The sequence below is a fragment of the Comamonas sp. UBA7528 genome (assembly GCF_002479375.1).
In the GTDB taxonomy this organism is placed as follows: Bacteria; Pseudomonadota; Gammaproteobacteria; order Burkholderiales; family Burkholderiaceae_C; genus Comamonas.
The window spans coordinates 26,637-52,794 of the sequence record NZ_DLMU01000009.1; the positions used below are offsets into that span (position 1 = coordinate 26,637).

At 63.5% G+C, this 26,158-nt stretch carries 25 protein-coding genes; 14 read left to right on the forward strand and 11 right to left on the reverse strand.

The window, feature by feature from the left end:
• Positions 1-41: 41 nt before the first annotated feature.
• Positions 42-545, forward strand: coding sequence for a DUF192 domain-containing protein (locus tag B3349_RS11310; RefSeq protein ID WP_414646883.1), 504 nt, complete (start codon positions 42-44; stop codon positions 543-545).
• Positions 546-663: 118 nt separating this feature from the next.
• Here the strand turns inward: B3349_RS11310 and B3349_RS11315 are convergent, their stop codons facing one another.
• The 3 genes from B3349_RS11315 to xseA form a co-directional block, all read right to left on the reverse strand.
• On the reverse strand, positions 664-1,056 hold the full coding sequence (locus B3349_RS11315) for a hypothetical protein (RefSeq protein ID WP_291588685.1): 393 nt from the start codon (positions 1,054-1,056) through the stop codon (positions 664-666).
• 267 nt (positions 1,057-1,323) lie between these two features.
• Positions 1,324-1,908 (reverse strand): superoxide dismutase, encoded by a 585-nt coding sequence (locus B3349_RS11320; protein WP_066531943.1) that lies wholly within the window; start codon positions 1,906-1,908, stop codon positions 1,324-1,326.
• A 266-nt stretch (positions 1,909-2,174) separates the two neighbouring features.
• On the reverse strand, positions 2,175-3,482 hold the full coding sequence (xseA, locus tag B3349_RS11325) for an exodeoxyribonuclease VII large subunit (RefSeq protein WP_291588686.1): 1,308 nt from the start codon (positions 3,480-3,482) through the stop codon (positions 2,175-2,177).
• Positions 3,483-3,844: 362 nt separating this feature from the next.
• Here xseA and B3349_RS11330 point away from each other — a divergent pair, with 362 nt between their 5' ends.
• The 6 genes from B3349_RS11330 to adk all read left to right on the forward strand — a co-directional run bounded on the left by B3349_RS11330 (position 3,845) and on the right by adk (position 8,203).
• Complete coding sequence (locus tag B3349_RS11330; RefSeq protein ID WP_218332234.1) at positions 3,845-4,474, forward strand: MotA/TolQ/ExbB proton channel family protein; 630 nt, start codon at positions 3,845-3,847, stop codon at positions 4,472-4,474.
• Positions 4,475-4,511: 37 nt separating this feature from the next.
• The gene (locus tag B3349_RS11335) at positions 4,512-4,937 is read left to right on the forward strand and encodes an ExbD/TolR family protein (protein ID WP_291589208.1); all 426 of its coding nucleotides are present in this window, start codon (positions 4,512-4,514) and stop codon (positions 4,935-4,937) included.
• Positions 4,938-5,005: 68 nt separating this feature from the next.
• On the forward strand, positions 5,006-6,088 hold the full coding sequence (gene lpxK, locus B3349_RS11340) for a tetraacyldisaccharide 4'-kinase (protein ID WP_291588687.1): 1,083 nt from the start codon (positions 5,006-5,008) through the stop codon (positions 6,086-6,088).
• Positions 6,089-6,153: 65 nt separating this feature from the next.
• Positions 6,154-6,336, forward strand: a complete 183-nt coding sequence (locus tag B3349_RS11345; RefSeq protein ID WP_066531949.1) for a Trm112 family protein — start codon at positions 6,154-6,156, stop codon at positions 6,334-6,336.
• A 24-nt stretch (positions 6,337-6,360) separates the two neighbouring features.
• Complete coding sequence (gene kdsB, locus B3349_RS11350) at positions 6,361-7,149, forward strand: 3-deoxy-manno-octulosonate cytidylyltransferase (RefSeq protein ID WP_291588688.1); 789 nt, start codon at positions 6,361-6,363, stop codon at positions 7,147-7,149.
• A 397-nt stretch (positions 7,150-7,546) separates the two neighbouring features.
• Positions 7,547-8,203 (forward strand): adenylate kinase, encoded by a 657-nt coding sequence (adk, locus tag B3349_RS11355; protein WP_280010375.1) that lies wholly within the window; start codon positions 7,547-7,549, stop codon positions 8,201-8,203.
• A 145-nt stretch (positions 8,204-8,348) separates the two neighbouring features.
• Here adk and B3349_RS11360 read toward each other — a convergent pair whose 3' ends face one another.
• Positions 8,349-9,782: a sensor domain-containing diguanylate cyclase gene (locus B3349_RS11360; protein WP_291588689.1), complete on the reverse strand. Its 1,434-nt coding sequence runs from the start codon at positions 9,780-9,782 to the stop codon at positions 8,349-8,351.
• A gap of 221 nt (positions 9,783-10,003) precedes the next feature.
• Positions 10,004-10,993: an asparaginase gene (locus B3349_RS11365; RefSeq protein WP_291588690.1), complete on the reverse strand. Its 990-nt coding sequence runs from the start codon at positions 10,991-10,993 to the stop codon at positions 10,004-10,006.
• A gap of 81 nt (positions 10,994-11,074) precedes the next feature.
• On the opposite strand from B3349_RS11365, the gene lexA reads away from it, so the two are divergent.
• The 3 genes from lexA (at position 11,075) to pdxH (ending at position 13,190) form a co-directional block, all read left to right on the forward strand.
• A complete protein-coding gene (gene lexA / locus B3349_RS11370) occupies positions 11,075-11,746 on the forward strand; it encodes a transcriptional repressor LexA (protein WP_291588691.1) in 672 nt (223 codons plus the stop codon).
• A gap of 238 nt (positions 11,747-11,984) precedes the next feature.
• Positions 11,985-12,362 (forward strand): hypothetical protein, encoded by a 378-nt coding sequence (locus tag B3349_RS11375; RefSeq protein WP_291588692.1) that lies wholly within the window; start codon positions 11,985-11,987, stop codon positions 12,360-12,362.
• A 165-nt stretch (positions 12,363-12,527) separates the two neighbouring features.
• Positions 12,528-13,190 carry a pyridoxamine 5'-phosphate oxidase gene (pdxH, locus tag B3349_RS11380; protein WP_291588693.1) on the forward strand — a complete coding sequence of 221 codons (663 nt, stop codon included), beginning with the start codon at positions 12,528-12,530 and terminating at the stop codon, positions 13,188-13,190.
• 519 nt (positions 13,191-13,709) lie between these two features.
• On the opposite strand, the gene B3349_RS11385 is transcribed toward pdxH, so the two are convergent.
• On the reverse strand, positions 13,710-14,660 hold the full coding sequence (locus B3349_RS11385; protein ID WP_291588694.1) for an AEC family transporter: 951 nt from the start codon (positions 14,658-14,660) through the stop codon (positions 13,710-13,712).
• Between the two features lie 402 nt (positions 14,661-15,062).
• Here B3349_RS11385 and B3349_RS11390 point away from each other — a divergent pair, with 402 nt between their 5' ends.
• Both B3349_RS11390 and B3349_RS11395 read left to right on the forward strand, forming a co-directional pair.
• Positions 15,063-17,219, forward strand: a complete 2,157-nt coding sequence (locus tag B3349_RS11390) for a TonB-dependent receptor family protein (RefSeq protein WP_291588695.1) — start codon at positions 15,063-15,065, stop codon at positions 17,217-17,219.
• A gap of 18 nt (positions 17,220-17,237) precedes the next feature.
• Positions 17,238-18,377: a PepSY-associated TM helix domain-containing protein gene (locus B3349_RS11395; protein WP_291588696.1), complete on the forward strand. Its 1,140-nt coding sequence runs from the start codon at positions 17,238-17,240 to the stop codon at positions 18,375-18,377.
• Positions 18,378-18,484: 107 nt separating this feature from the next.
• Here the strand turns inward: B3349_RS11395 and B3349_RS11400 are convergent, their stop codons facing one another.
• The gene (locus tag B3349_RS11400; protein WP_291588697.1) at positions 18,485-19,405 is read right to left on the reverse strand and encodes a LysR family transcriptional regulator; all 921 of its coding nucleotides are present in this window, start codon (positions 19,403-19,405) and stop codon (positions 18,485-18,487) included.
• Positions 19,406-19,505: 100 nt separating this feature from the next.
• Between B3349_RS11400 and B3349_RS11405 the strand changes: the two genes are divergently transcribed.
• Both B3349_RS11405 and B3349_RS11410 read left to right on the forward strand, forming a co-directional pair.
• Positions 19,506-20,237 (forward strand): type 1 glutamine amidotransferase domain-containing protein, encoded by a 732-nt coding sequence (locus B3349_RS11405; RefSeq protein WP_291588698.1) that lies wholly within the window; start codon positions 19,506-19,508, stop codon positions 20,235-20,237.
• A 68-nt stretch (positions 20,238-20,305) separates the two neighbouring features.
• The gene (locus tag B3349_RS11410) at positions 20,306-21,547 is read left to right on the forward strand and encodes an L-dopachrome tautomerase-related protein (protein WP_291588699.1); all 1,242 of its coding nucleotides are present in this window, start codon (positions 20,306-20,308) and stop codon (positions 21,545-21,547) included.
• A gap of 85 nt (positions 21,548-21,632) precedes the next feature.
• Here the strand turns inward: B3349_RS11410 and B3349_RS11415 are convergent, their stop codons facing one another.
• Genes B3349_RS11415 through B3349_RS11430 form a run of 4 tightly spaced genes read right to left on the reverse strand, consistent with a single transcriptional unit; the run spans position 21,633 to position 26,093 of the window.
• Complete coding sequence (locus B3349_RS11415) at positions 21,633-23,060, reverse strand: CsgG/HfaB family protein (protein ID WP_291588700.1); 1,428 nt, start codon at positions 23,058-23,060, stop codon at positions 21,633-21,635.
• Between the two features lie 32 nt (positions 23,061-23,092).
• A complete protein-coding gene (locus B3349_RS11420; protein WP_291588701.1) occupies positions 23,093-23,731 on the reverse strand; it encodes a hypothetical protein in 639 nt (212 codons plus the stop codon).
• Positions 23,732-23,784: 53 nt separating this feature from the next.
• Positions 23,785-24,924, reverse strand: coding sequence for a hypothetical protein (locus B3349_RS11425; RefSeq protein ID WP_291588702.1), 1,140 nt, complete (start codon positions 24,922-24,924; stop codon positions 23,785-23,787).
• On the reverse strand, positions 24,915-26,093 hold the full coding sequence (locus B3349_RS11430; protein WP_291588703.1) for a hypothetical protein: 1,179 nt from the start codon (positions 26,091-26,093) through the stop codon (positions 24,915-24,917). The genes B3349_RS11425 and B3349_RS11430 overlap by 10 nt, the downstream gene beginning before the upstream one ends.
• Positions 26,094-26,158 lie beyond the last annotated feature (65 nt).

The following is a 26,158-nucleotide window of genomic DNA, read 5'->3' on the forward strand; positions in this document are numbered from 1 at the left end:
GCCGCTTGGCGGAGTCCAGACTGTTTTTGACGAGAACCCTGATGCGCCATCCCGTCCCCTTGTTGATGTCCCCACTGCGCCGCCTGGGCGCGCTGTGCCTGCTGGTCCATGCCCTGGCCAGCCCGGCCCTGGCCCGCACCGAAGCGCCGGCGGCGCCCCAGGGCCAGCCCCAGATGAATCTGCCACGCACGGAAATGCACATCGGTATGTACCGTATCGATGCCCAGGTGGCCCACACCTACGACACGCGCCAGACCGGGCTGATGTACCGCCAGAGCATGCCCTCCCAGGAAGGCATGCTGTTTGTCTTTTCCCAGCCCGGCGTGCAGTGCTTCTGGATGCGCAACACCGTGCTGCCGCTAACGGCGGCCTTCGTCGCCGACGACGGCACCATTGTGAATCTGGAAGACATGAAACCCATGACCGAGACTTCGCACTGCTCGGCACGGCCGGTGCGCTTTGTGCTGGAGATGAACCAGGGCTGGTTTGCCCAGCGCGGGATCAAGGCGGGCACCAAGATTCTGGGTGAGGCCTTCCGCCCCTGACGTTCTGGAGGGACGTCCTCCATCTCCTTTTGCCACCAGCCAAAGGCCAGCGGTGGAGACGCCGCGCAAAGTCCCTGGTGAACCGAGCAAGCGCCGTGCGACAGACGTCAAGGGTCGGTCACCAAGCGCTGCGTGTGCCGCTCAGAACGATAGGACCTTTGGGCATGCGCACTCCGGTGCCGGGGTGCGCAAACAGGATGGTGCGCCCCCCCTCGGACAGCACGCGCTCGAACACAATGCTGCCATTGCGGTGCAGGTTGACCCACACACCCGGCTGGTGGTCGGACTCCTTGCGGCAAGGGTCACCATCCAGGTTCTGCCAGCCGTGCTCGGCGCACAGGCTGCGGGTCACTACATGGTGTGGCATGCGCCGCGAGGAATCGTGCTCCTGGTTCACCTGCAACCAGGAGGTCTGCAGGCATTCATGGGCCCCCTGCAAGGTGCTGCAGCGGGGCAAATGGGCAATGCGGGCAAACAATGCCTGCAACAAGAACTCGTACGAATGCCGCATGTCTGACCTCCCAGGGGCGGCTGCATCGTGGTGCTGCCGCTTTTTGTAAGCATTCTCTTACAGCCGAAATGCGATACCCTCAGCACACCCTCATATCCTTGGTACAGCAGGGGCATGGAGCACTTTCGTACAGATGGCATGAAGGGCATGAAGCAAAAAAGCCTCCTTTAGGAGGCTTTTTTGCTTCATCTTTGCTGCCCGAAAGCTGACCGGAGCGGGGACGCCAGGCGCCCCCTGCGGTGAGTCTGCGGACAGGCTAGCGTGCCATCAGGCCGCGAAGTTGGCTTCGGCAAACTTCCAGTTCACCAGCTTGTCGAAGAAGGTTTCGACAAACTTCGGACGGGCATTGCGGTAGTCGATGTAGTAAGCGTGTTCCCATACGTCCACGGTCAGCAATGCCTTGTCGCCGGTGGTCAGGGGGGTGCCGGCAGCGCCCATGTTGACGATGTCCACGGAACCGTCGGCCTTCTTCACCAGCCAGGTCCAGCCGGAACCGAAGTTGCCCACGGCCGAGGCCACGAAGGCCTTCTTGAAGTCGGCGTAGGAGCCCCACTTCTGGTTGATGGCATCTGCCAGAGCGCCGGTGGGCGCAGCACCGCCATTGGGGGTCATGCAGTTCCAGAAGAACGTGTGGTTCCAGATCTGGGCTGCCTGGTTGTAGATGCCGCCCGAAGACTTCTTGATCACGTCTTCCAGCTCCATGTTTTCAAACTCGGTGCCCACTTGCAGTTCGTTGAGCTTGACCACATACGCATTGTGGTGCTTGCCGTGGTGGTACTCCAGCGTTTCCTGGCTGTAAGCAGGAGCCAGGGCGTCGATCGCGTAAGGCAGTGGGGGCAGAGTGCGTTCCATGGTGGTGTTCCTCGTGGTTGGATGTTGTGGTGTTCTGCAAGCGCTGCCGCACCCAGGTGCATGCCAGACGCTTGACCGCAGCCGCGGCAAGGCTGGCATGGCTTTGATGCAGCGCAAACCAGCTTCAGCTCACTGTGCATTGTAGAAAGAAGCGCGACCCTGTTGCGGTATTCGCGCACACACGGTGCGCGTTTTGTGTTGCCGGGATGCATGGCATCGCCTGTTTTGCTCTACAGTGCGCGCCACCTTGTCCAGGCGGCGCCGGATCACAGCAGCTTGGGCTGTGTGACAGTCACATCGACGCTGCCATCCGACAGGTGTGCCTTGAGCGCTGCCCCCACAGGAGCGTCCTCCACCCGGGTGACCGCGCGGCCGGTGCTGTCGGTCAGCAGGCTGTAGCCGCGCTGCAGCACGCGGCGCGGGTCCAACAGGTCCAGGCGGTGTGCCAGCTGCGTCAGGTGCTGGCGGCGCTGCAGGAGCTGGCGCTGCAGCATAGGCATCAGATTGGCCTGCTGCGCCGCAACCACCTGTGTGTGCTGCTGAACCTGCAACAGCACCGCATGCCGCAACTGCTGACCCAGGCGCTCGCAGCGCAAGCGCTGCTGGGCCAGATTTCCCGAAGGGCGGCCCAGGCGCTGGGCCGCCAGATCCAGGCGCTGGCCCTGCCGGTCCAGCCAGCGTTCCATGCCGCCCTGCACACGCGATTCCAGCTGGTCCAGCGCGGCCAACCAGGCATCGCGCGGCTGGGCCACCAGCTCGGCAGCCGCCGTGGGCGTGGGCGCCCGCAGGTCGGCACAGAAGTCGGCAATGGTGAAATCGGTCTCGTGCCCCACGCCGCTGACCAGCGGCACCGGACTGCGCACCACAGTGCGGGCCAGCAGCTCGTCGTTGAAGGCCCACAGGTCTTCCATGGAGCCGCCGCCGCGCACCAGCAAGATCACATCAATCGGCGGCTCGCCGGCACGTGGATGCAAAGCCCGTGCGTAGAGCTGTTCCAAGGCCGCTACCAGCGAGGCTGGCGCCGCCGCTCCCTGCACCAGCGCCGGAGCCAGCACCACCGGGATGTGCGGCACACGCCGCTGCAAGGCCGTGGCCACGTCGTGCAACGCCGCCGCGCCGGGCGAAGTGACCAGGCCGATGCCGCGCGGCATCACCGGCAGCGGGCGCTTGCGGTCGGCATCGAACAGGCCCTCTCCCTCCAGCTGGGCCTTGAGGCGCAGGAACTGCTCGAACAAAGCCCCTTGCCCGGCACGCTGCAGGCTTTCGACGATCAGTTGCAGATCGCCACGCTGCTCGTACACGCCCAGGCGTCCGCGCAATTCCACCAACTCGCCGTCGCGTGGACTAAAGGCCAGGGAGCTGGCGGCGCGGCGAAACATGGCGCAGCGGATCTGGCCTACCGTGTCCTTGATCGAGAAATAGCAATGCCCACTGGCGGCACGGGAAAACCCGGTGATTTCTCCGCGCACTGTGACTGGATTGAAACGTGCTTCCAGCGCATCGGCCACCGCACGGCACAGTGCGCCCACGGACCAGACTGTAGGAGAAGCAGAGGGCTGATAAGGGTCAAACATGGCGCGGCCTCAACTTGCCAGCGGGGCAGAAAGTCGTGCATATCCACAGCGGAACACATTTGCCTTCTGGCCGATGTTTGCACAGAAATCTTCCATGAGCACTTGCAGAAACATCTCTAGTCAATTGAATTTAAATGGTTTTAAAAATTTTTCCGCAATGCAGCAGATTCACACAAGCTTCACATTGCCTGCGGCAGGTGTTCCGGGGCATCGCTTCCCCACAAAGTTATCCACAGCATTTTCTGTGCTATAGGCGCGCAGGCGAAACTTCCGCGGGCGTAAATGCCCGCTGCGGCGCGTAGGACGGGGCCGCACTGCGCCATAATGGCCCGCTGCTGCCCATCATGCGGAAAGAAGAAACCTTGCTCTCGATCATACAAGCCGCAGGCTGGCCGATCTGGCCCCTGATTGCCTGCTCCATTCTGGCCCTCGCCCTGATCATTGAACGCTTCCTGGCCTTGCGCGATGCCAAGGTCGCACCACCCCAGTTGCTGCAGGAAGCCATCTCCGTCACTCACAATGGCCTGCCCGGCGAGCAGACCGTCACCCAGTTGGCGCAGAACAGTGCCCTGGGCGAAGTGCTGGCCAGCAGCCTGCAGCTGCTCACGCGCAACCCCCATGCCAGCGATGAAGACGTGCGCGCCACGCTGGAAAACACCGGCCGTGCCGTGGCCCACCGCCTGGAAAAGTACCTGGGCGCGCTGGCCACCATCGCCTCGGCAGCGCCCCTGCTGGGGCTGCTGGGCACCGTGATCGGCATGATCGAGATCTTCGGCTCGCAGTCGGGCGGCGGCGCCGTAGGAGGCGGCAACCCGGCCCAGCTGGCACACGGCATCTCGATCGCGCTGTACAACACGGCCTTTGGCTTGATCGTGGCCATTCCCACCCTGATCTTCTGGCGCTATTTCCGTGCCCGCGTGGACAGCTTCCTGCTGAGCCTGGAGCTGTCGTCCGAACAGTTTGCACGCCATCTGGCACAGCTGCGCGCCTGAGCAGCGCCCTTACCGAAGCAAAGACCGCCCCATGGCACTGAACTTCCGCCCCCGCCGCACCGAAGAGCCGGAGATCAATCTGATCCCCTTCATCGATGTGCTGCTGGTGGTGCTCATCTTTCTGATGCTGTCCACCACCTACAGCCGCTTCACCGAGCTGCAGCTGACGCTGCCCGTGGCCGACGTGGAGCAGCAGCGCGACCGCCCGCGCGAGGTGCTGATCGCCGTCACTGCCGAAGGCAACTATGTGATCGGCAAGCAGGCGCTGGCCGATCGCAGCGTGGACGCTGTGGCAGCAGCCCTGCGCGAGGCCGCCAAAGCAGGCAGCGACAGCATCGTCATCATCAACGCCGACGCGGCGGCCCCCCATCAGGCCGTGGTGACGGTGATGGAGGCCGCACGCCGCGCCAGCCTGTCGCAGATCACGTTTGCCACGCAAACGTCTGCCGGAGCGAAGCGCTGAACGTGGCCCGCGCCTCCCTGGACGCACCACTGCGCCGCCTTGCTCTAGCCCTTCACGAATTCGTGCACATGGCATCCCCGGCACCATCCACTCCCTTATATCCAGGCAGCAGCGCCGGCGGCAGTGCCCGGCGCGCAGCCTGGCTGCGCCGCACCTGGCAGCGCCGCGGAGTGCTGGCCTGGACGCTGCGGCCGCTGTCGCTGCTGTACGGCGCCCTGGCCGCCCGCCAGCGCCGCAGCGATGCCGCCCATGCCGGGCACGCGGGGCTGCCCACCATCGTGGTCGGCAATGTGATTGCCGGCGGTGCGGGCAAGACACCAGTCACCCAGGCCATCGTCGGCCACCTCCAACGCAGTGGCTGGACGCCGGGCATCATCTCGCGCGGCTATGGCCGCAACACCCGGGATTGCCGTGCGGTGTTGCCGCAGTCCGCTCCCGAGGAGGTGGGCGACGAGCCCCTGCTGCTGGCGCGCAGCACCGGCGTGCCGGTGTTTGTGGCCCCACAGCGTCTGGACGCCGCCCGTGCGCTGCGCGCGGCACATCCGGAGGTGGACATCCTGGTGTGCGACGACGGCCTGCAGCACACGGCACTGGCCCGGGATGTGGAAATCTGCGTCTTCCACGATGGCGGCATCGGCAATGGCTGGCAGTTGCCGGCCGGGCCGCTGCGCGAGCCCTGGCCCCGCCCCGTGGATGCGGTGTTGCACACCGGTCCGGCGCCGGAACACACCCCGGCCAGCCAGCCGGTGTTCGCCATGCAACGGCAGTTAGCGCCCTACGCCCTGCGCTCCGATGGCCGCCATGTGCCGCTGGCACAGCTGACGGACCGCCCGCTGCACGCCCTCGCTGCCGTGGCCCGGCCCGAACGTTTCTTTGCCATGCTGCAAGACCAGGGTTTGCAGCTGGAACATGCCCAGGCCCTGCCCGATCACTACAATTTTGAGAGCTGGCAGCGGCCTGCGGATGCAGACGCGCTGTTGATCTGCACCGAAAAAGACGCCGTCAAGCTGTGGCCGCTGCAGCCCGACGCACTGGCCGTGCCGTTGGAGCTGGACATTCCACAGGCTTTTTTTGACCTGCTGGACCAGCGCCTGACCACCGCCCGCCTATCATCGGCAGCTGTCAACAGCCCCCGGCCCGCCGCGCCCTGAGCCCTTTTCGGCGCCTGGCAACGCACAGCGCCTGCCTCTTTTACCGAATAACGAAAGCACACGCCATGGATCCCAAACTGCTTGAACTGCTGGTCTGCCCTGTCACCAAGGGCCCGCTGCGCTACGACGCCGAGCGCAAGGAACTGGTCTCGCGCAGCGCCCGCCTGGCCTACCCGGTGCGCGACGGCATTCCCGTTCTCCTGGAAAACGAAGCCCGCACGCTGAGCGACGAAGAACTGGAAGCCTGAATTTCCCTGGAAAGCCCTGCCGCCATGTCTTCTGCCGCTCCGTTCACCGTCCTGATCCCGGCGCGCCTGGCCTCCAGCCGCCTGCCCAACAAGCCGCTGGCCGACATTGCCGGCCTGCCCATGGTGGTGCGCGTGGCACGCCAGGCTGCGCAAAGCGGCGCGACCCGCGTCGTGGTGGCCGGTGACAGCCCCGCCATCCTGCAGGCCTGCGCCGAACACGGCGTGCAGGCGGTGCTCACGCGCGAAGACCACCCCAGCGGCAGCGACCGCCTGGCCGAGGCCTGCACCGCGCTGGGCCTGGATGGCGACGACATCGTGGTCAACGTGCAAGGCGATGAGCCCCTGATCGATCCGGCATTGGTCGGCGCCGTGGCCCGCCTGTTGCAGGATCGCCCGCAGGCCAGCATGTCCACCGCAGCCCACCCCATCGAGGCCCTGGCGGACTACCAGAACCCTAATGTGGTGAAAGTGGTGTGCAATGCGGTGGGGCTGGCGCACTACTTCAGCCGCGCCCCCATTCCCCACCACCGCGACCAGAATGGCACCGCCTGGTGGCAGGCCGCGCAGACCGGTGCCAGCGCAGGCTATGGCCCACTGCGCCACATTGGAATTTACGCATACCGGGCAGGGTTTTTGCGCCAGTTTCCGCAGCTCACACCTGCTCCGACCGAGCAGGTGGAGGCGCTGGAGCAGCTGCGCGCGCTGTGGCACGGCCACCAGATCGCCGTGCATGTGACACAGCATGCGCCCGGCGCTGGCGTGGATACGCCCGAAGACCTGGAGCGCGTGCGCGCGCTGCTGGTCGGTCGCTGAACTGTCACAAAGCGCAAAATGAGAGCGGTTTATGCTCACATTTCAATGATTTGCATGCAAAAGCCTCTTCAAATCCTGTGAGCATCGGCATGCAAAGCTCTCATTTTTGCTTTTCCCGAAAAAAGTCTTCTACAAGATCGCAAGTCACTCTTGCACAAGACCAGCGGGCAGCCCGGCACCAGCTTGCTGGCGGCACGCCGTGCACCGCCTCGGTGCTGGCAGGCGCATGGCATGCCGTCAAGCGGTGCAGCCCCGAGCGCCGTGTAAGCGCCTGTCAGGTGCACGCGTGCTATCCTTGCCCGCGAAAAAACATATGCCGGTCCGCCATCCACCCAGCTTGAAGCTGGGTTTCTTGTGCCGGACCGCTGCCACGCTTTCATACATCCCGAGGAATTCCATGAAACTGATCTTGTTGGGCGCACCTGGCGCCGGCAAAGGCACGCAAGCCACTTTCATCTGCCAGAAATACGGCATTCCACAGATCTCCACCGGCGACATGCTGCGCGCCGCTGTCAAGGCCGGCACCCCCCTGGGCCTGGAAGCCAAGGCCGTGATGGACGCAGGCCAGCTGGTCAGCGACGACCTGATCATCAATCTGGTCAAGGAACGCATCGCTCAGGCTGACTGCGCCAACGGCTTCCTGTTTGACGGCTTCCCCCGCACCATCCCCCAGGCCGATGCCATGAAGGCCGCCGGCGTGAAGCTGGACTACGTGCTGGAAATCGACGTGCCGTTCGACGCCATCATTGAGCGCATGAGCGGCCGCCGCAGCCACCCCGCTTCGGGCCGCACCTACCACGTCAAGTTCAACCCGCCCAAGGTCGAAGGCAAGGACGACGTGACTGGCGAGCCCCTGGTGCAGCGCGAAGACGACAAGGAAGAAACCGTCAAGAAGCGCCTGGATGTGTACAGCAACCAGACCCGCCCCCTGGTGGACTACTACAGCAACTGGGCCAAGGCCGACGCCGCAGCAGCCCCCAAGTACCGTGCCATCAGCGGCACGGGCACCGTGGAAGAGATCACCGCCCGCGCACTGGGCGCCCTCGCCTCCTGATCACCCGGATCAGTGGCAGAACCGCTGCGCAGCCGACACCTGCACAGCGGCCAAAAGAAAAAAGGCTGGTGGCAACACCAGCCTTTTTTCATGTGCACACAATAGCTGCCAGCCTGGACTGCGGACACCTCCAGAGCCCGGTGCGTCAGGGCATGCTGTCCACCCGCCGGTCCTGCGCGCGCCCCGCATAAAACCGCATCTTCTCGACATACATGGCCTGGTCGGCGCGGTGCACCACCGCCTCCATGCTGGCACCTTCCCGCCCGCAGGCATGGCCCATGGCCAGATGGATGGTCTGTCCGGGGTAGAACTGGTTATTCAGCTCCAGCAGCGACAGAATGCGCTCCTGCATGGCCTGTGCGCCACGCTCGTCGCTGCCGGGCAGCAGCACCATGAATTCATCGCCGCCTATGCGGGCCGCGCAGGCCGGTGCATCTACCGCCTTGGTCAGCACCTCGCCGATGCGACGCAGCATGGCATCTCCTGCCGCGTGGCCGTGGTCGTCGTTCACGCCCTTGAGGCCATTCATGTCGATCGCAATCACCGACAGCGGCCAAGGCCCCTTGCGCGAAAGACGGTTGAGTTCTTCCGTATAGAAGGCCCGGTTGCGCAACTGGGTCAGCACATCGTGCTTACCCAGGTATTCCAGGTAGGACTCGGCCTTTTTGCGGGCCGTGATGTCAACCAGGGACAGCAGCACCAGGTCCCAGTTCCGGATGTGGCTGTTCATGATGGCGAATTCCATGTGGATGTGCAGCACATCGCCGGTCAGCGAATAGTTCACCACCTCGCGCTGCTGCACCAGCTTGCCATCCCACAGATCCTGTAGTTGCTCGGCAAAGGAGTCGTACATCTCCCCGCGAAACACCTGGGCCAGGTTGTGCAGCAAATTGGCTTTGCTGCTGGCGCCGAACATCTCCAATGTCTGCTGGTTCACGTCGATCACGCGGATTTCCTGCATGCAGCGGGTGACGAACTCAGGGTGCACCTTCAAGAACGTGCGGAAGTCGCGAATGCCACGCTCGCGCACCTCGTCCAGCAGTTGCTTGACCGCGCTGAAGTCCTCCACCCACAGCGAGACCGGGGAATGGGCAAACAGATCCCGCGCATACTGCTCGCTGGCCTGCAGACGCTGCGTGCTCATCACCTCGGCGGTGACGTCTTCCAGCGACACCAGCACACGGCTCCAGCTGTCTTCATAGCCGGGCAGCACGCGAAAACGCACCTGAATGTCCATGCGCCGGCCATCCAGCGCATAGTTCACCGAGCGGTTAGCAAAGCTCAGCTGTCCGTCCCACAGGGCCAGCAGTTCGGCGACGATGCTATCGTGCATATCGCCGCGAAATACCTCATCCAGGCGGTTTTGCAGCGTGGCCTGGTCAGGGGCCTTGAAAAGCTCCAGCGTGTACTGGTTGACGCGCAGCACCTGGAAGCACTGGCTGCACTGCTGCACACGCCGGGGGTCTTCGCGCAGAAACTGCTGCAAATCGGTGACGCCCGCGGCGCGCCATTGCGCGAACAACTGCTTGAGCCCGCTGTAATCCTCCATCCACAGGGATATGGGGGCGAGGTCAAACATGTCCTCAAAATCCAGGCCGCTCGCGAGAGAATTGGTCACCACTAACACCTCCGTGCGCGATTATTGCCTACCGCGCCGGGTGCACATTCCTCTTATCTACCGGTTGTAAGTTTTTGTGAGGATTTCGTGCGCAGCACACGACAGCCCCGTCCAGCCAGCGCTGTGGAGCGACGTGCAGACCCGGGCTGTGCGAGATCTGCTGCACCCGCCCGAACTTCGGGCTAACGGTCCGTGCGCGGCCAGCCCATCAACTCCAGCATCAGGCTGGTGCGCGCCTTCACGGCAGACAAGGCGCTGACACGACTGTCATCAGCGTCTTCGGCCTGCACAATGCGCCCGCGCTCGCAACGTGTGCTGCGGCGCACCGCCAGGCCCCGGCTTTGTGCCACTTCGAGTGCGGCATCCAGCGCTTGGTGGGTGGTACCGTTGCCCGTGCCAGCCACCACCAACCCGCGTACGCCAGCTTTGCACAGCGCTTGGACCACGGCCTGCATCACCGGGCCGCTGCAGCCTGCATGGCTCAACAGAATTTCCACCTGGGGCCATTCGGCAGGCGGGCGCAGCGCACCCACCGGCGGAATCTTCGGTGCCGACAGAGCAGCCCCGTCCACGGCGCCGGCCCAGCGCACCCGCCCCTCCTCCACCCAGCCCAGCGGGCCGCTGTCACCGCCGTCGAATGCATCCACCCGGTAGGGGTGCACCTTGCGCACCTGGCGGGCACTGAACACCATCCCAGCCACCACGGCCAGCACACCGCGCCCTGCAGCACAGGCATCGGCCACGCTGATCACCGCATCCCGCAGATTGCCCGGGCCATCGGCTGAAATGGCGCTGGCCGGACGCATGGCACAGGTCAGGACCACGGGCTTGGATGGCTGCAGCACACACTGCAGAAACCAGGCGGTTTCTTCCAGTGTGTCGGTGCCATGGGTGATGACAATGCCACCGACATCAGCGCGCTCCAGGAGCAGGCTGCAGCGCACGGCGAGCGCATGCCAGGTGGCGTGGTCCATGTCCTTGCTGTCCAGCTGGGCCACTTGTTCGGCCTGCAGTGGTGCATTTGCAACGCGCTCCAAATCCGGCACCGCCTGCAGCAGCTGCGCCACACCCAACTGGGCCGGACGGTAGCCCACATGGGCGCCCGCATGGTCTGCCACCCCGGCAATCGTGCCGCCGGTCCCCAGAATGACGATGGTCTTGCCACTTTCCACTTGCAGTCCTTTGCAAACTGGTCAAAAATACAGGTACTGGATGAACACACAGTATTCATCCCCACCGATCAAGGAATGCCCATGGACCACCCCAAGCTCACCCCCCGGCAGCAGCAGATTCTGGATCTGATCCAGTCTGCCATCAGCCGCACTGGCGCGCCCCCGACCCGGGCCGAGATCGCCAGCACACTGGGCTTCAAGTCGGCCAATGCCTCCGAGGAACACCTCAAGGCCCTGGCCCGCAAGGGCGTGATCGAGCTGGTCAGTGGCACATCACGCGGCATTCGCCTGTGTGTGGACACCGTGCGCAGCATCAACGCAGCCCGCGGCAACATCTTTGCACTACCTCTGACTGCCATGCAGCCGCTGCTGCTGCCGCTGGTGGGGCGCGTCGCTGCGGGATCGCCCATTTTGGCGCAAGAACACATCGACCAGACCTATTCGGTGGAGGCCAGCATGTTCGCCCACAAGCCCGACTACCTGCTGAAGGTGCGCGGCATGTCCATGCGGGACGCCGGCATCCTGGACGGCGACCTGCTGGCCGTCCAGTCCACGCGCGAGGCCCGCAATGGCCAGATCGTCGTGGCCCGCCTGGGTGACGACGTCACCGTCAAGCGCCTGCGCCGCACTGGCTCGCAGATCGAACTGCTGCCCGAAAACCCCGACTACCCCGTCATCCAGGTCAATCCTGAGGAGCCCTTCGCCATCGAAGGGCTGGCCGTAGGCCTGATCCGCAACTCGGCGCACATGTAAGCGCAGAGACTTTCGGTCTGGTCGCGCAGTGACGCCCTGGGCGTTGCCACCACTGCGCCAGGCCTTTGACAACGGAAGCGCCGCCCAGCCCGCTTTCGTCACCACTACAGCGCTCTCCCACGGCCCGCGCGGCCGTGCAGAGACTGCTTTGTCCTGAATTTCTCTCTCCAATCAGGTGTGTGCAGCCTGAGGGAGTAGGTTTGCCCGGAAAACTGCACGACAGAAAGCGAGCTCCTCCATGCGCCTGTTCACCACTACCAGCACCCCGGCCGGCTTCACCCTTACTGCCCCGTTGTCCATGCCTGCCCATCGCCGCTCAGTTCTGGGCGGTCGTCGTGCGGCAGCGTCTGCTGCATCCACCGCAGCATCCGGCGCCCGTGCGCAACGGAACACCCCGGATCCCGCGTTCACCACGCTCCGCTTGCTCGGCGTGAGCGGCAGTACAGCCAGCGCCAATGACAACCGCTATTTCAGCGTGGCCATGGACGACAAGGTACGCGTCCTGCGCCGTGATGTGGGCGATCGCGCCCGCATAGTGCTCAGCGGCCGCATGGCCGATGTCTGCGCCGCCCTGGAGCACATGAGCCGCGCCGAAACGGTGTCCCTGGCAGGCTGAAGCCGCATCCGCCCTGCGCCATGCCCGCATGGCTGCCGTGCGTCGTGGTCTGCGGCTGTGTACCTGCCCCCTCCCTGAGCACAGCGTCCTGCACTTGCTCTCTCAGGCTTGTACCCCACTTGCTGCGAGTACCACACTGCCGCATGCAGGAGGCACAATGGCGGGATGAGCCAGATTTCTGCAAACATCGCCGACCTGCGCAAGAGCTACGAGCGCGCAGAACTCAATGAAGAAGCGTCCAAAGCCGATCCCCTGGCGCAGTTCGACCAGTGGTTGCAGGAAGCCGTGAGCGCACAGGTGGCCGAACCCAATGCCATGACCGTCGCCACGGTCGGCAATGACCTGCGCCCCAGCACACGCATCGTGCTCATCAAGGGCTATGACGCACGCGGCATCGTCTGGTACACCAATTACGACAGCCGCAAAGGCAACGAGCTGGCGGGCAACCCGTTTGCGGCATTGCAGTTCCACTGGGTGGAGCTGGAGCGCGTGGTGCGCATCGAAGGCCGGGTCGAACGCGTCAGCGATGAAGAAAGCGACACCTACTTTCACAGCCGCCCGCTGGACTCCCGCATTGGCGCCTGGGCCAGCCCGCAAAGCCAGGTCATTTCCGGCCGCAGCGTACTGGTAACCAACGCAGCCAAATATGGCGCCCAGTTCCTGCTCAAGCCCCCGCGCCCCCCGCACTGGGGCGGCTTCCGTCTGGTGCCCGACCGCTGGGAATTCTGGCAGGGCCGCAAAAGCCGCTTGCATGACCGCTTGCGCTACCGCGCCGAAAGCGGGCCAGACGACAGCCTGGTCTGGGTGCGGGAGCGTCTTGCGCCCTGAATGGCGCTTTTTAGACCCAAACCGCTCAAGTCCCCGCCGCAGATGCCGATACAACACATATCGGTGTACGCGCCAAGTCTAGGTGGTGCCCCCAAGCCCCGGCGCTCGCGCACCCGGGGCTTTTTTCTGCGCCGAAGCCTGTGAGTAGCAGCCCTGTGCTCCTGCCACCAGGTACACCGCCGCGCACTCCCCCTGCTGCGACAGCGGGACGCCCGCTCGGCACTGATCTGGCCCTGGTGCCACGCGACCCAACGCACAGTTCAACGAAGCAATAAAGGGTCCGCACAGGCTACTGCGGCAGATGGACAAGGTCAAAGAGCAGCGCCCCCGGACCTGCCAAGGCCTGAATGCCAAGAATTTCCCGGAGACAGACAATGCCCTGCGGCATCTGGGCAAGCCAGTCATTTGATGATCAGCCGCCACCCAGAGTCGCCCATATCTCTTTGAGACGCGCTGCTTCCCATTGCAACACGGCTGCGCTGCAGCGCCACGGCCATCGCCGCCAAGGCTTGCGGTCACCTACCCCCAGCGCTGCAATACCGTCAGCACCACCGGCAGCGTGACCAGGGCCAGCGCGGTGGAAACCGCAATGCTGGCCGTGACTTCGTCCTCGCCCACTTCGTAGCGCTGGGTGAACAAAAACACATTGGCGCCCACGGGCAAGGCCGCGGCCAGCGCCATGGCGGCCATCGCCGGGCCGCGCAGACCCAGCAGCCAGGCACAGCCCAGGAAGACGGCGGGATGCACGATGGTCTTCACCACGGCAATGCGCAGCGCAGCAGTCAGATTGCCGTGCACCCGGCCATAGGCCAGCGTCACCCCCACCAGCAACAGCGACATCGGGCCCAGCGCCTGCCCCATCAGCTGCAGCGGCTTGTCCACCACCTCGGGCACCGGCAAGCCGGTCTGGGCGTAGAGCACGCCGGCAATGATGGGCAGCGGAATCGGGTGCAGGATGCTGTTCTTCACCGCCTGGGCAATCGTGCGGCCCATGCCGCGTGCGTCCGCTTGGCCTGCCCGGCTGGCCTGGCGCGCGGCGGCCAGTTCAAAAATGATGGTGCCGCTGGTCAGCAGCACCAGGGCATGCACGGAAATCAGGGTGAACAGCGTGACCAAGCCCTGCTCGCCATAGGCCAGGCCCATCAGCGGGATACCGATCATCACCGTGTTGCTGAAGGTATTGGCCAGCGCGCGCGCAGCGCCCAGCGTGGTGAAGCCCTGCACCAACATGGTGGCGGCAAACACCAGGGCCACAGCCAGAAAATACACCCCGATGGGAGCGAAATCCAGATCCGTCAGCTTCACCTGCATCATGGTGCGAAACAGCAATGCCGGCGTCAGCACATAGAACACCAGATTCGACAGATCCCGTACGGCGGCGTGGCGCACCCACTGCAGCTTGGCCAGGACGATGCCCAGGCCAATCATCAAAATCACAGGCAACAGGGCAGAGAAAGCGGGAGAGTTCACCAAAGATTCCTGAAAAACAACGCAGCAGCGCCCCGCCGAAAACCGCCAGGACCGACACAGTACCTTCACCGCATCTGCACAAAGCGTGCCGGCCGCAAAGTCGCAGTCTTCCCACGGAGCAATGCGCAAGCAACGCTACGGTGCTTGTGCTGCGGCCCGCATGATAGGCCACGGCAACCCCCTGCGAAGGCAGGATGCTTCGGGATCTGCAACCTTCGCGGCAGCCAGGGGTCCACGACTTCCCCGGACAGCCACAGCGACTTTGGCGACCTTACCGCCCAAACTGCGCATCATTCCTATTTATAATCATTGTTGATTTTTATCACCAACTCTCTTTCTGCCGTGCCGCCGCCTGCCCTGCTGACCACAGCGGCCTGAACGCAGCCTCTGCCCTTCTCTTCCATGTCCTCTCCCCAATCTCCCCGCACGGCCGGTGTGAGCTGCGCCGTGGCCGCTGCCGCCGCACTGGCCTGCCTGCCCGCCGCCGTCTACGCTCAATCCGCCGAACCCGTGGTGTCCACGCTGGACTCGGTCACCGTCACCGGCAACTGGCTGGACAACCCCAACCAGGAAAAGGTGCTGGAGCATGCCGGCGCCCGCACCATCGTCGACCAGCAGCGCATCGAGGAAAGCGGTTCCGCCAGCGTGCGTGATGTGCTGCGCCTGGTGCCCGGCGTGCAGGTGCAGGACAGCAACGGCACGGGGGGCAGCGATGTTTCGCTGAACATCGGCGTGCGCGGGCTGACCTCGCGCCTGTCGCCCCGCTCCTATGTGCTGATGGATGGCGTGCCCGTCTCCTACGCACCCTATGGCCAGCCCCAGCTGTCGCTGGCGCCGGTCTCGCTGGGCAATCTCAGCTCGGTGGACGTCATCCGTGGTGCAGGCTCGGTGCGTTTCGGGCCGCAGAATGTGGGCGGCATCATCAACTTCGTCACCCGCGCCATCCCCAAGGAATTTGAGGCCGATGCCAGCGTGGGCGCAGAGTTCTACAGCCACGGCGGCAACGTCAAGACCACGCCCAGCCTGTTTGTGGGCGGCACCAACGCGGCCGGCCTGGGCGGCGCGCTGCTCTACTCGGGCACGCACGGCAGCGGCTGGCGCGCGGGCAATGACAAGACCGACATCGACGATGTGCTGCTCAAGGGCAGCTACCGCCTGACGGGCCAGGACAATCTGACCGCCTCGCTGCACCACTTTGAAGGCAAGGGCCGCATGCCGGGCGGCCTGACCACGGCGCAGTACGCGGCCGACCCCTTCCAGAGCACGCGCAGCTACGACCAGTTCACCGGCCGCCGCACCGACGGCTCGCTCAAATACACCCACAACGACGGCCGCAACAACATCGAAGTGCTGGCCTATTACGTGGATTCCTTCCGTGGCAGCTACATCGAGCAGGAAAACGGCAGCCAGCGCCGCCTGACCGCGGCCCCTCGCAACTACAACTACCTGGGCCTGGAGCCGCGCTATTCACGCATCTTCGAAGCCGGCCCTGTGGTGCAGGAAGTCAGCGTGGGCTACCGCTACCTGAAGGAAAAAAGCTCCGAAGTGGCGCTGCGCACGGCCTACTACACCTCGGGCACTGAAGGCAATGCCATGGACCTGCCCATGAACGCGTACCAGAACAGCCATGGCGGCACCACGGCGCATGCCTTCTATATCGACGACCGCATCGATATCGGCAACTGGACCATCACGCCCGGCGTGCGTTTCGAGCGCATCCGTTCCTTCAACCACGTGAACAACCTGGGCGCAGGCGGAGTGGTGACCAGTGCCATCACCCCGGAATCCGAGGCCGATGAATGGCTGCCCACCCTGTCGGTGCTCTACCGCATGAACGACCGCTGGTCCGTGTTTGCCAACGCCGGCAAGTCCTTCGGGCCGCAGCAGTATGCGCAACTGGCGCAAAGTGACCGCGGCCTGCACCCCGAATCGGCCAAGACCTATGAGATCGGCACGCATTTCCAGGGCGAGCAATGGGGCGGCGAACTGACGCTGTTCAACATCGACTTCGACAAGGAATTGCTGCTGACCCGCGTCGGCGTGGACGGCATCTGGACCGACCTGGGTGCCACCCGCCACCGCGGCCTGGAATCGGCCCTGCGCTATGACTTCGGCAAGGCCTTCCCCGCCCTCAAGGGCCTGTCGGCCGGCATGACCTATACCTACACGCAGGCCTCTTCACAGGCCGGCGACTTTGCGGGCAAGGACCTGCCGCTGTACTCGCGCCACACGGCTTCGCTGTCGGCACGCTACAGCGTGGACCGCTGGACCTTCAACGCCGACCTGAACGCGCAGTCCAAGCAGCGCTCGCCAGGATCGGGTACGCAGTACATCACGCAGGAAGACGCCTCCGGCCGCCTGGGCGATGTGCCCGGCTATGCCACCGTCAACCTGCGCACCGGCTACCAGATGGGCAAGGAAGCCCACAACCTGCGCCTGGCTGTGGGGGTCAAGAACCTGTTCGACCGCCGCTACTACCTGCGCTCCACCGACAACAACGGCGGCAAGTACGTCGGCATGCCCCGCACGCTTTACGTGCAGGCCACGCTGCCGTTCTAAACCGGGGCTGCTGCAAGCATGACTGCACTGCGTTCTCTGTGGCTGCGGCTGCACCGCTGGCTGGCCCTGGGTCTGGGCTGGATACTGGTGCTGGCCGGCCTGACCGGCGCCCTGCTGGTGGTGGCCCAGCCGCTGGACCGCCGGCTGCATGCCGAGCTGTTCACCACCCCAGCGCCTTCCGGTACGGCAACACCCGCACCCACCTCCCTGGCGCCGCTGTACGCCCGCTTGCAGCAGGAATTTGGTGACAAAACCACGGTCAGCTTCCGCCTGCCCCAGCACCCCGGTGACAGCCTGTGGGCCACGGTGCGCGGCAGCTGGAGTGGCACGCTCTATCTCAACCCCTGGACCGGACTGGAACAAGGCCGGCGCAGCGCCACCGAAGGCTTTGCCAACACCCTGTTCAAGCTGCACAGCAGCCTGCTGCTGGAATCCACGGGCAAGGCCATCCTGGCCTGGGTGGCCCTGGCCTATCTGGTGCTGCTGGTCACCGGCCTGGTGCTGTGGTGGCCCCGGCACTGGGCCCAGGCCTGGCGCGTGGAACTGCACAAGAACCTGGCCCGCTTATTGTTCGATCTGCACCGGGTGGGCGGCGCCGCACTGGGCCTGCTGCTGGCCGTCTCCGTGGCCACCGGCGCCTACATGGCATGGCGCCCGCTGGGCGAGGTGATCAATGCCTTCACAGGTGCCAGCACCGTGGAGCCCCCCAAGCTGCCCAAGCTCCAGATGGATCCCGGCCCTCTGCCGTCGGTGGATGCGCTGCGGGAAACTGCACAACGCGCCCTGCCCGAGGGCCAGCTGCGCATGCTGCAGCTCCCTGCCGCGCCCACCAAACCGGTGCGGGTGCGCTTTCTGGTGCCGGGGGAACCTCACCCCAATGGCGTGAGTTCGGTCTGGATGGACCCGCGCACCGGCCAGGTGCTGGCAGTGCGGCGCTGGAACGAGGTCGATCCGGGCGCCGCCGCCGTGGCCGTGATCTACCCGCTGCACACCGGTGAGCTGGGCGGCTGGGCGCTGGAAACCGCCGTCGCCCTGGGCGGCCTGGTGCTGGCCGGCCTGGGTATTAGCGGCCTGTGGCTGTGGTGGAAGCGCCGCCAGGCTCGGCAACGTACCCAGAAGACCCAGGCAGCGGCTCAGCGCCTGCGGTCACAGGGCTGAGTCCACACAGCCATCGCCATAGGCAGCCCGCCGCTGCCATGTCCACGCACTCGCCACAGCGCCCCCTGAAGACAACGGCCATCCGCGTATCCGGATGGCCGCTGTCTTCAGGCCTGCAGGGCACCACCCAGCCCTTGCCCTGTCAGTTGGGTAATCAGCGCCCGCGCAGCGGCAGATTGCCGGCGGTGCGGCGCGTAGACCACCGAAAACGGCCGGCTGCGCCCGCGCAACTGGGGCAGCACTTCCACCAGACGGCCATCGGCGATGCGGCTGTGCACAATGAAGTCATAGCTCTGGCAGATGCCCATGCCCTGCTCTGCCAGTGAAACCACCCCCAGCACATCGTCCGACACCGTGACGGCGGCCTCGGGCAGCCATTCCACATCCTGGCCCTGCGCACGAAACACCCAGGGCGCCAACCTTCCGGTACGCGGCATCACAAAAGGCAGACAGCGGTGCTGCGGCAGATCGGCCAGCGTACGCGGCACCCCCATCTGCTGCAGATAGGCCGGTGCCGCCACCAGGCACAGCGGCGCATCCTCCAGCTTGCGCGCCACCAGACCGCTGTCCGGTAGCGGCCCCAGGCGGATCACCAAGTCAAAGCCTTCGGCCGCCAGATCCACATTGCGGTTGGTGATGTTCACCTCGATGCGCACCTGCGGGTACTGGGTCGTGAACGGCTGCAGCAGCGCCGGCAGCCGGTAATGGCCAAAACTGGTGGGCACGCTGATGCGCACACGGCCGGCCAGAGCCTCGGCGTCGCCCTGGGCATCGCGCTCTGCATCGTCCAGCAAGATGAAGGCCGCACGGACCTGTTCCAAATAGAGGCGTCCGGTGTCCGTCAAGCTCAGACGGCGGGTGGTGCGATGCAGCAACTGGTGGCCCAGCCGCGCCTCCAGCCGCGCCACGGCACGGCTGAGCACCGATGCCGTCGACGCCAGACTCACAGCGCCCGCCGTAAACGAGCCCTGCTCGGCCACCGCCACAAAGGCCTCTACATCCGCCACATGGTCAAAGCGTCGCGCCATTCATCTTGTCTTTCAAAGAACAAATCAAATTCCTGAAAGCTAGTTTATCTCCTTGAAAGCAATCAATACAGTCCATTCCATCGTTCACCAAGGATCAGCCATGCACACCATCCCCGTCCTTACAGCCGCCACAGCAGCCAGCTCTGCCTCGTCCGCCGGCCGCCCGGTCCTGTTCGTTCTGACCAGCCATGCCCGCAAAGGCCACACAGGCGAGCCCACCGGTTTTTACTTGGCCGAAGTCACCCACCCACTGCAGCAGCTGGAAACGGCAGGCATTCCAGTGGAATTTGCGTCCATCCAGGGTGGAGAGCCGCCGGTGGACGGCCTGGATCTGCAGGACAGCACCAACGCCCACTACTGGGCCGATGCGCAGTTCCGCCGCGCCATCCGCACCACCACACGCCTGGAGGATGTGGACCCCGCGCGCTATGCAGCCATCTTCTTTGCCGGCGGCCACGGAGCGATGTGGGACTTCGCGGACAACAGCGCCGTCCAACGCGTGGCGCGCGCCATCTATGAAGCCGGCGGTGCCGTGGCCGCCGTGTGCCATGGGCCGGCAGCACTGGTCAACGTCACCCTCAGTGACGGCAGCTATCTGGTGGCCGGCAAGCAAATGGCGGCCTTCACCGACAGCGAAGAGCGCGCCGTGCAGCTCGAACAGGTCGTGCCTTTTCTGCTGGCCAGCACGCTGGTGCAGCGCGGTGCCCAGCACCTGTCTGCCGCCGACTGGCAGCCCCAGGTGGTGACCGACGGCCGCCTGGTAACCGGGCAGAACCCGCAGTCGGCCACCGGCGTGGGCCAGGCCCTGCGCGATCTCATACAGGCGTGCTGAACTCGCGCGCTGATCCCATGCATGCCATTCCCCCGCATCCAGCTACCACGCTGCCCCGAAAGTCTTTCATGCCCCGCCACTCTCGTCTGCCGAGCACTGCCGCCATGGCCTTGCTGCTCCACATGTTTTCCATTGTTTCTGCCGTCCACGCAGCGGCACCGGACCAACCACCGACAGCCACCGCCACACTGGAACGCTGGCGCAGCTACAGCGGCGTGACCTGGGAGGCGACTGCGACTTCCCGCGCAGATGCTGTACCCGCACCATCGCCCCATTCCGTCGGCGCACCCATTGCCGGCATCCATTTCGACGGCCAGGGCCAGGCCTTTGTCAGCACACCGCGCCTGGTATCGGCCCAGGCTCCGGCCACCCTCAGCCGCCTGGACACCCTAGCCACCAGCGGCTCGGCGCGCCTCACGGCCTTTCCGTCCGTGTCTGCCAATGCCGTGCAGGCCGTGCCACAGCAGGCGCTGCGCAATGTGCTGGGCTTTTATGTGGACCAGCGCAACGGCTGGCTGTGGGCCCTGGACATGGGCTTTGTCGCCGGGGAAGCCCTGGCGCCCGAAGGGGCGCAGAAAGTGCTGGTCATCGACCTGGCCAGCGGCCAGACCGTGCGCCGCATTGCCCTGGATGGCGTGGCCGACCGCAGCGGCAGTTTCTTGAACGACATCGTGGTGGATGAAGCCCGGCGCGTGGCCTATATCTCCGACAGCGGGCTGCGCAGCGCGCCCCGGAACCAGGCCGCGCTGATCGTGGTGGACTTCGCCAGCGGCCAGGCCCGGCGCTTGCTGCACCGCCACCCAGCGCTGCTGCCCGAGCCCGGTGTACGGGTGTTTTCCCATGGCGAAGAAGTCTGGCCCGGCAATCCGCTGCAGCTGGGCATCAACGGAATTGCGCTGTCGCCCGACCAATCCACGCTGTACTGGACGGTGACCACTGGCCGCCACGCCTATGCCATTCCCACTGCCGCGTTGCACGACACCGCAGCCACCGATGCGCAGCGCGCCGCGCAGATCCAGAACCTGGGCGATGTGGGCGGCAATACCGACGGCATTGCCACCGACGCCCAGGGACTGCTCTACATCACCGATGTGACACGCAACGGCATCGTGCGCTACGACCCGCATCGCCGCAGCATGTCGCTGCTGGCGGCCGACGACGGCGTCCGCTGGCCGGATACTGCCACCCTCACGCCGGATGGCGACCTGCTCTTCACCGCCAGCAATCTGAACCAGCATTTCGCAGGCGCCGTGCAGCCCGGGCAGGAACGCTATGACCTGTGGCGGCTGAAACTCTCGCCCCACCGTTGAACGCAAACCACCGCTGCAGCTTCCCGATCAGTCTGGCCATAAAAAAAGCGGCGCCCAGCGCCGCTTTTTACACAAGGTGATCACCTCACCATTTATCGTCTTTCTCAGCTGCCGCAGGCGCAGCGCTTGGCTTCACAGGCGCTGCTTTCGCCGGGGCTGCCTGTGATTTGGTTGCCGAGGAAGATGCCCCAGCAGGGGCAGCGCTGGCAGAAGCAACAGCTTGCTTGAGTTCATTGCGCAACTGCAAACCACCTTCCGGAATGCCATCCAGATCGGTACGCATATTCTCCAGGTGCCCATAGGAAAGATTCGGAGTCACACGGTCAATGACCAACTCGCAGCAAGGCGACTCCATCCGTCCCAGACTTTGGCCGGTTTGTGGATCTTTCATCTCCTTGCCAATGACCGCCATGGCGTAACGTGCTCCTTCGCGGATGGATTGTCCGCCCTGGCTCAATACGACGTTCGTACCATCGCGTGCCACCACCATGACGGGAAAAGTCCGCTGCAAGATGGAGCCCACTATCGCCTTCGCCGCTTCATCGGTCATGTCTGCGAGCATCTTGTCGCCGTCCACACTGGCACCCAAGGTGGTCGCCGCACGGTCTGGCGCTGCGCCCCGCAGTGAGTCGGATACGGTGACCTGGCGTGTGGCCACATTCACCATCTTCTGCGACAAGGACCAGCCGCCTGAATAGCTCACCAGTTCGCGGTCGCTCGTCCGCAACTGGCGAGCGTGGCGGTTGTAGGCAAAGGTATTGACACGGGCACTCCACACCAGATCGGCACTGGCGGCCTGTGACAGCTTGGCCAGTTCGGCGCTGGGTGCTTGCCCGCTCGAAATCATGTCCAGCTCTTGCTCGATTTCGGGACTGAACTCACGGTCCAGCACCGCAAAACGACCTGTCTGCACAAGCGCATCACTGATGCGCTGACGCAATGCGGCAGCCACCTGGGCCGATGGCACGGAACGGTCCCCCATCGCCAGATGCTGCTGGCCAAACGTAACAGGACCGATCACCACCTTGAGCTTTTGCATGTCTGCAGAAGGCTTGAACTTGGCGATACTGGCTTCGATCGTGGCCTTGTAGAGCTTGGGCGGCAGCAGCGATGGCTCTTCCAGACTTACCACTTTCAGGTTCTGGATCACGCCACCAGATTTTTGCTGAACCAGTTCGGCAAATGCATTCGCGCGCAGCGAAGCGCTGTCCTGGTTCAAGCTGACATCCAAGCCATATTTGGCCGTGACACTCTCTGTTTGCACAACGGCACCGTTGACTTGCAGCAAAGCCATCTTCATGGCCTCGGCCATTGCTTCACCCGCAGTTTTTCCCAGTCCCGTGGCCGTGGTGCTCACGCTCTCGAGCTTGCCGACATCAGGGACAGTAGGCGCAACCGAACTGCTTGCGGGGGAACTGGTGGAGGCCGCCGTGGCATGTGTCTCTTCAGACTTTGGACCACAACCGGCAACCACCATCAGGGCCGACAGGGCCCCGATGAGGTAATAACGCATAACTGCTTTCTTCGGGTTCCGTCGTCAGTCAATCACAGCAGGCTGGTGGCTTCTGCCGGCACTTCAATGCCATTGCTCTTGGCGAAGTCCACAGCGTTCTTCAGCGCTTTCAAGACCTCGGTCGTGGAAGTGGGAAACTTGGTGACCACGTAGCTGGCAGCACCCAGGGAAGGCAGCTGCGTCAGCGGAGCGCTCTTCAAGCCATCACCCATGGCCGAGACATCCTTGCCCAGGCCGGTGTAGCGGACCACACCCTTGGCCAGGCTCAGCAGACCCTGGGTGTAAGTGGCCTTAGCTGCTGCATCCAGCGCAGGCTTTTCTGCCAGCTTGGCAGCGATTGCGCCGCCGGTATCCCCCACGGCAGTGGCGGCCTTGGACGCGGCATCCTTGTCAAAGGTCGAGCCCGACGCCAGTTGCTGCGCAACGGCTTCGGCATCGGCGGCGGTGGCCTTCAGGCCCAGAGCTTCGCCCATCTTGGAGTTGGCTTTGAGCACATCCACGTTGGCTGCCACGAAATTCTTCACCAAAGTGGTTTGCTGGCCACCCAGGTCCGCAGCCGGAGCGCTGGACTTGCTGCCGCCGAAGCTGGGAATGCCGAACTGTGCAGAGGCGGTGTAAGGGGTTGCCAGGCCTGCACACACCACAGCAACAGCAGTCAAAATTTTCTTCATTGCAATCTATCTCCTGAATCAAGAATCAAACAAACATCTGGGAAAAACAGAAATTAGCGCACACCCAGATTAGTGAGCTGGCTGGTGAGTTCGCGCGCCGCATTGTTGGCGGCAAGCTTGAGGGCGTTGTTGCGGGCTTCGTCCTCTGTCGGGCCTACACCGGCGTACTGCACCGGGCCGACGGAAGCCAGGGTGTCGGGAATGGGCTGGCTGATATCCAGCAGCTTGGCGTTGACGGTGACCGCCACACGCATCAAACCGGTGTTGCCATCGGTGTCGGCAAGCCCTACATCCAGCGTACCCAGTGCCACGTAGGGAATCTGTGCGGCACGCATGCCGCTGACCAGCGATGCCAAAGTGGCAGGCTTCAGGTCCATGCCGGACTTGTAGTCGTTTTCGACGGTGGCCACTTTGAACTTGCCGTCCGTATATGGCTCCACCATGGCAGCTTCAGACACCTTGAATCCCGCACGGGTGAAGTTGGAGGTGAAAACCTGCGTCAAATTGGCACTGGGCAACAAACGGAAGGTCGATTCGCTGGCGCGCCGCGTCGTGCTACCGCCCGTTTCGATCGACGCTGAACGCTGAAGAGAGCCGTTCACGGAAGTCGATGTGGACGCATTGGTCTGGATCTGGCCGCGACCAAAGGACTCCCCTTCCGAGCCCTTTTCGGAAACCTGGACGTTGCCCTTCAAATCGGCCTTCTGGTCTACACGCTTGTACACACGGTCGTCAAAGCTGCGGGTACTGTCCACCTGACGGGACACAAACATGAACGCCAGTGGCGACCGCGCTGCAGTGCCACCTTTGACCACGGCCGAATTCGATTTCACTGCATTGCGCAGGTTCGCCACGTTGAGCGCCACGCGCACGGCAACCGTGTATTGTTTTTTGTCCTTGTTTTCTTCTTCTGCCAACACCGTCGTGTCGAGAATGTAGCGATCTGGCGCAGCCAGAATTTTGTCGCGAATCGCATCGAAGTTCTCGGCCTCGGACTGACCCGCTTCCGCGTAATAGAACTCCACCGCTTTCAGCTGTGCTGCCGAAGTGGCACGCGCTTTATCGTCTGCAGACGCCGACCACCCTTGGTAGCTTACGGTGGCTTTCCCCTTGGCCTGCTGAACCTGGGCCCAGGAACTTCCAGCAAACAAGGCAATAGATGACCAGACCAATAATTTTTTGATTACTTGCATAAATTCATCAACTTGATAGTTTTCTCGATTTGGCTGTCAATATCAGAGGCAGAAGCAGCCGTCTTTATCCATGGATTGCTTTTCCCGGCAATGGCTTCCGAAAGCTTGACAAACATTCCATTGGCAGAATCATAGTACGCGGGGAAATCGTCGACATAGGTTTGCGAAGCCGGTACCACTTTGGTTTCACCATTCTTCAACGAAGTCTGCAAGTACACGGCACCGGAAACTGGCTCATGGATCCGAATATCAGCGTACGTGCCATAGACGTAGGAAGTTCCGCCAGCACTTTGGCTGAATTTTATTTTCTTGACGTTTTTAAAATCAACTTCGATTTCGTAATCCGGCTTCGGTAGCGTGAGATTGAAAACTTCTCCGTCCATGACTTGCATGGACATCACATTCCCTACGGCATAGCCTTTGGTATATGGAACCAGGGGCACGCCCACACGGGTGGAAATGGCCTCTGACACCAAATCAGCAGCCCAGGTTTCCTTGGCTCCGGGTGTCGACTTCAAGTAATCAGGCAGAACTGCGGCCATTTCGGCAGAGAGGCTGGCGCGGCTCACCTGCACATAGCGGCTCACTTGCTCTGGCAGTGTGGCGCCAGCCATTGCGCTGGCGTAACGGCCATAGATACCGAGCTTGTTGTCACTGCCCTCATAAACCAAACGCACGCGTTCCAGAATTTCCTGAGGACTGGGGTCGTGCTGGAAGTTGTCTACATAACCAAAGCTGATTGGATATGCGCGCACCACATTCATCGACTTGAAGTCGAAGAACAAGGCCTGACCTCGCAGCAGAATGAAAAGCTTGCGAATATTCCCAAAATGCTCCACCGAAACAGTTTCGGAGCTCATGACCAAAGAGGCGACCAGCGCTTGATCACTTCCCTTCAAATCCCCAACAGGCTGGGTGGATAAATTGAAATTCTTTGGCTTATTCACTGCAACGTACTCATACGTTCTTTTGAACAAGCTGCTTTTCGCCGCCTTCAATTGCTTGTCGTATTGCAACGAATAGGGAAACCGCTGCGCCAAACCTGCAGCCTCCCCAGCAAAAGCGACCCCTGCAAAAGCGACATCTTTTGTTTGGCCGATGGAGCTTTGCACCATGACCACCAATCCAAGTGCTACTCCCCAGCACTTGAACATCTTCAAAGCTTCCATTGATACCCCGCACTTATTTTTAGCCGCGAAGTATACATGCCCAGCTTCTCTCATACCCAATTTGG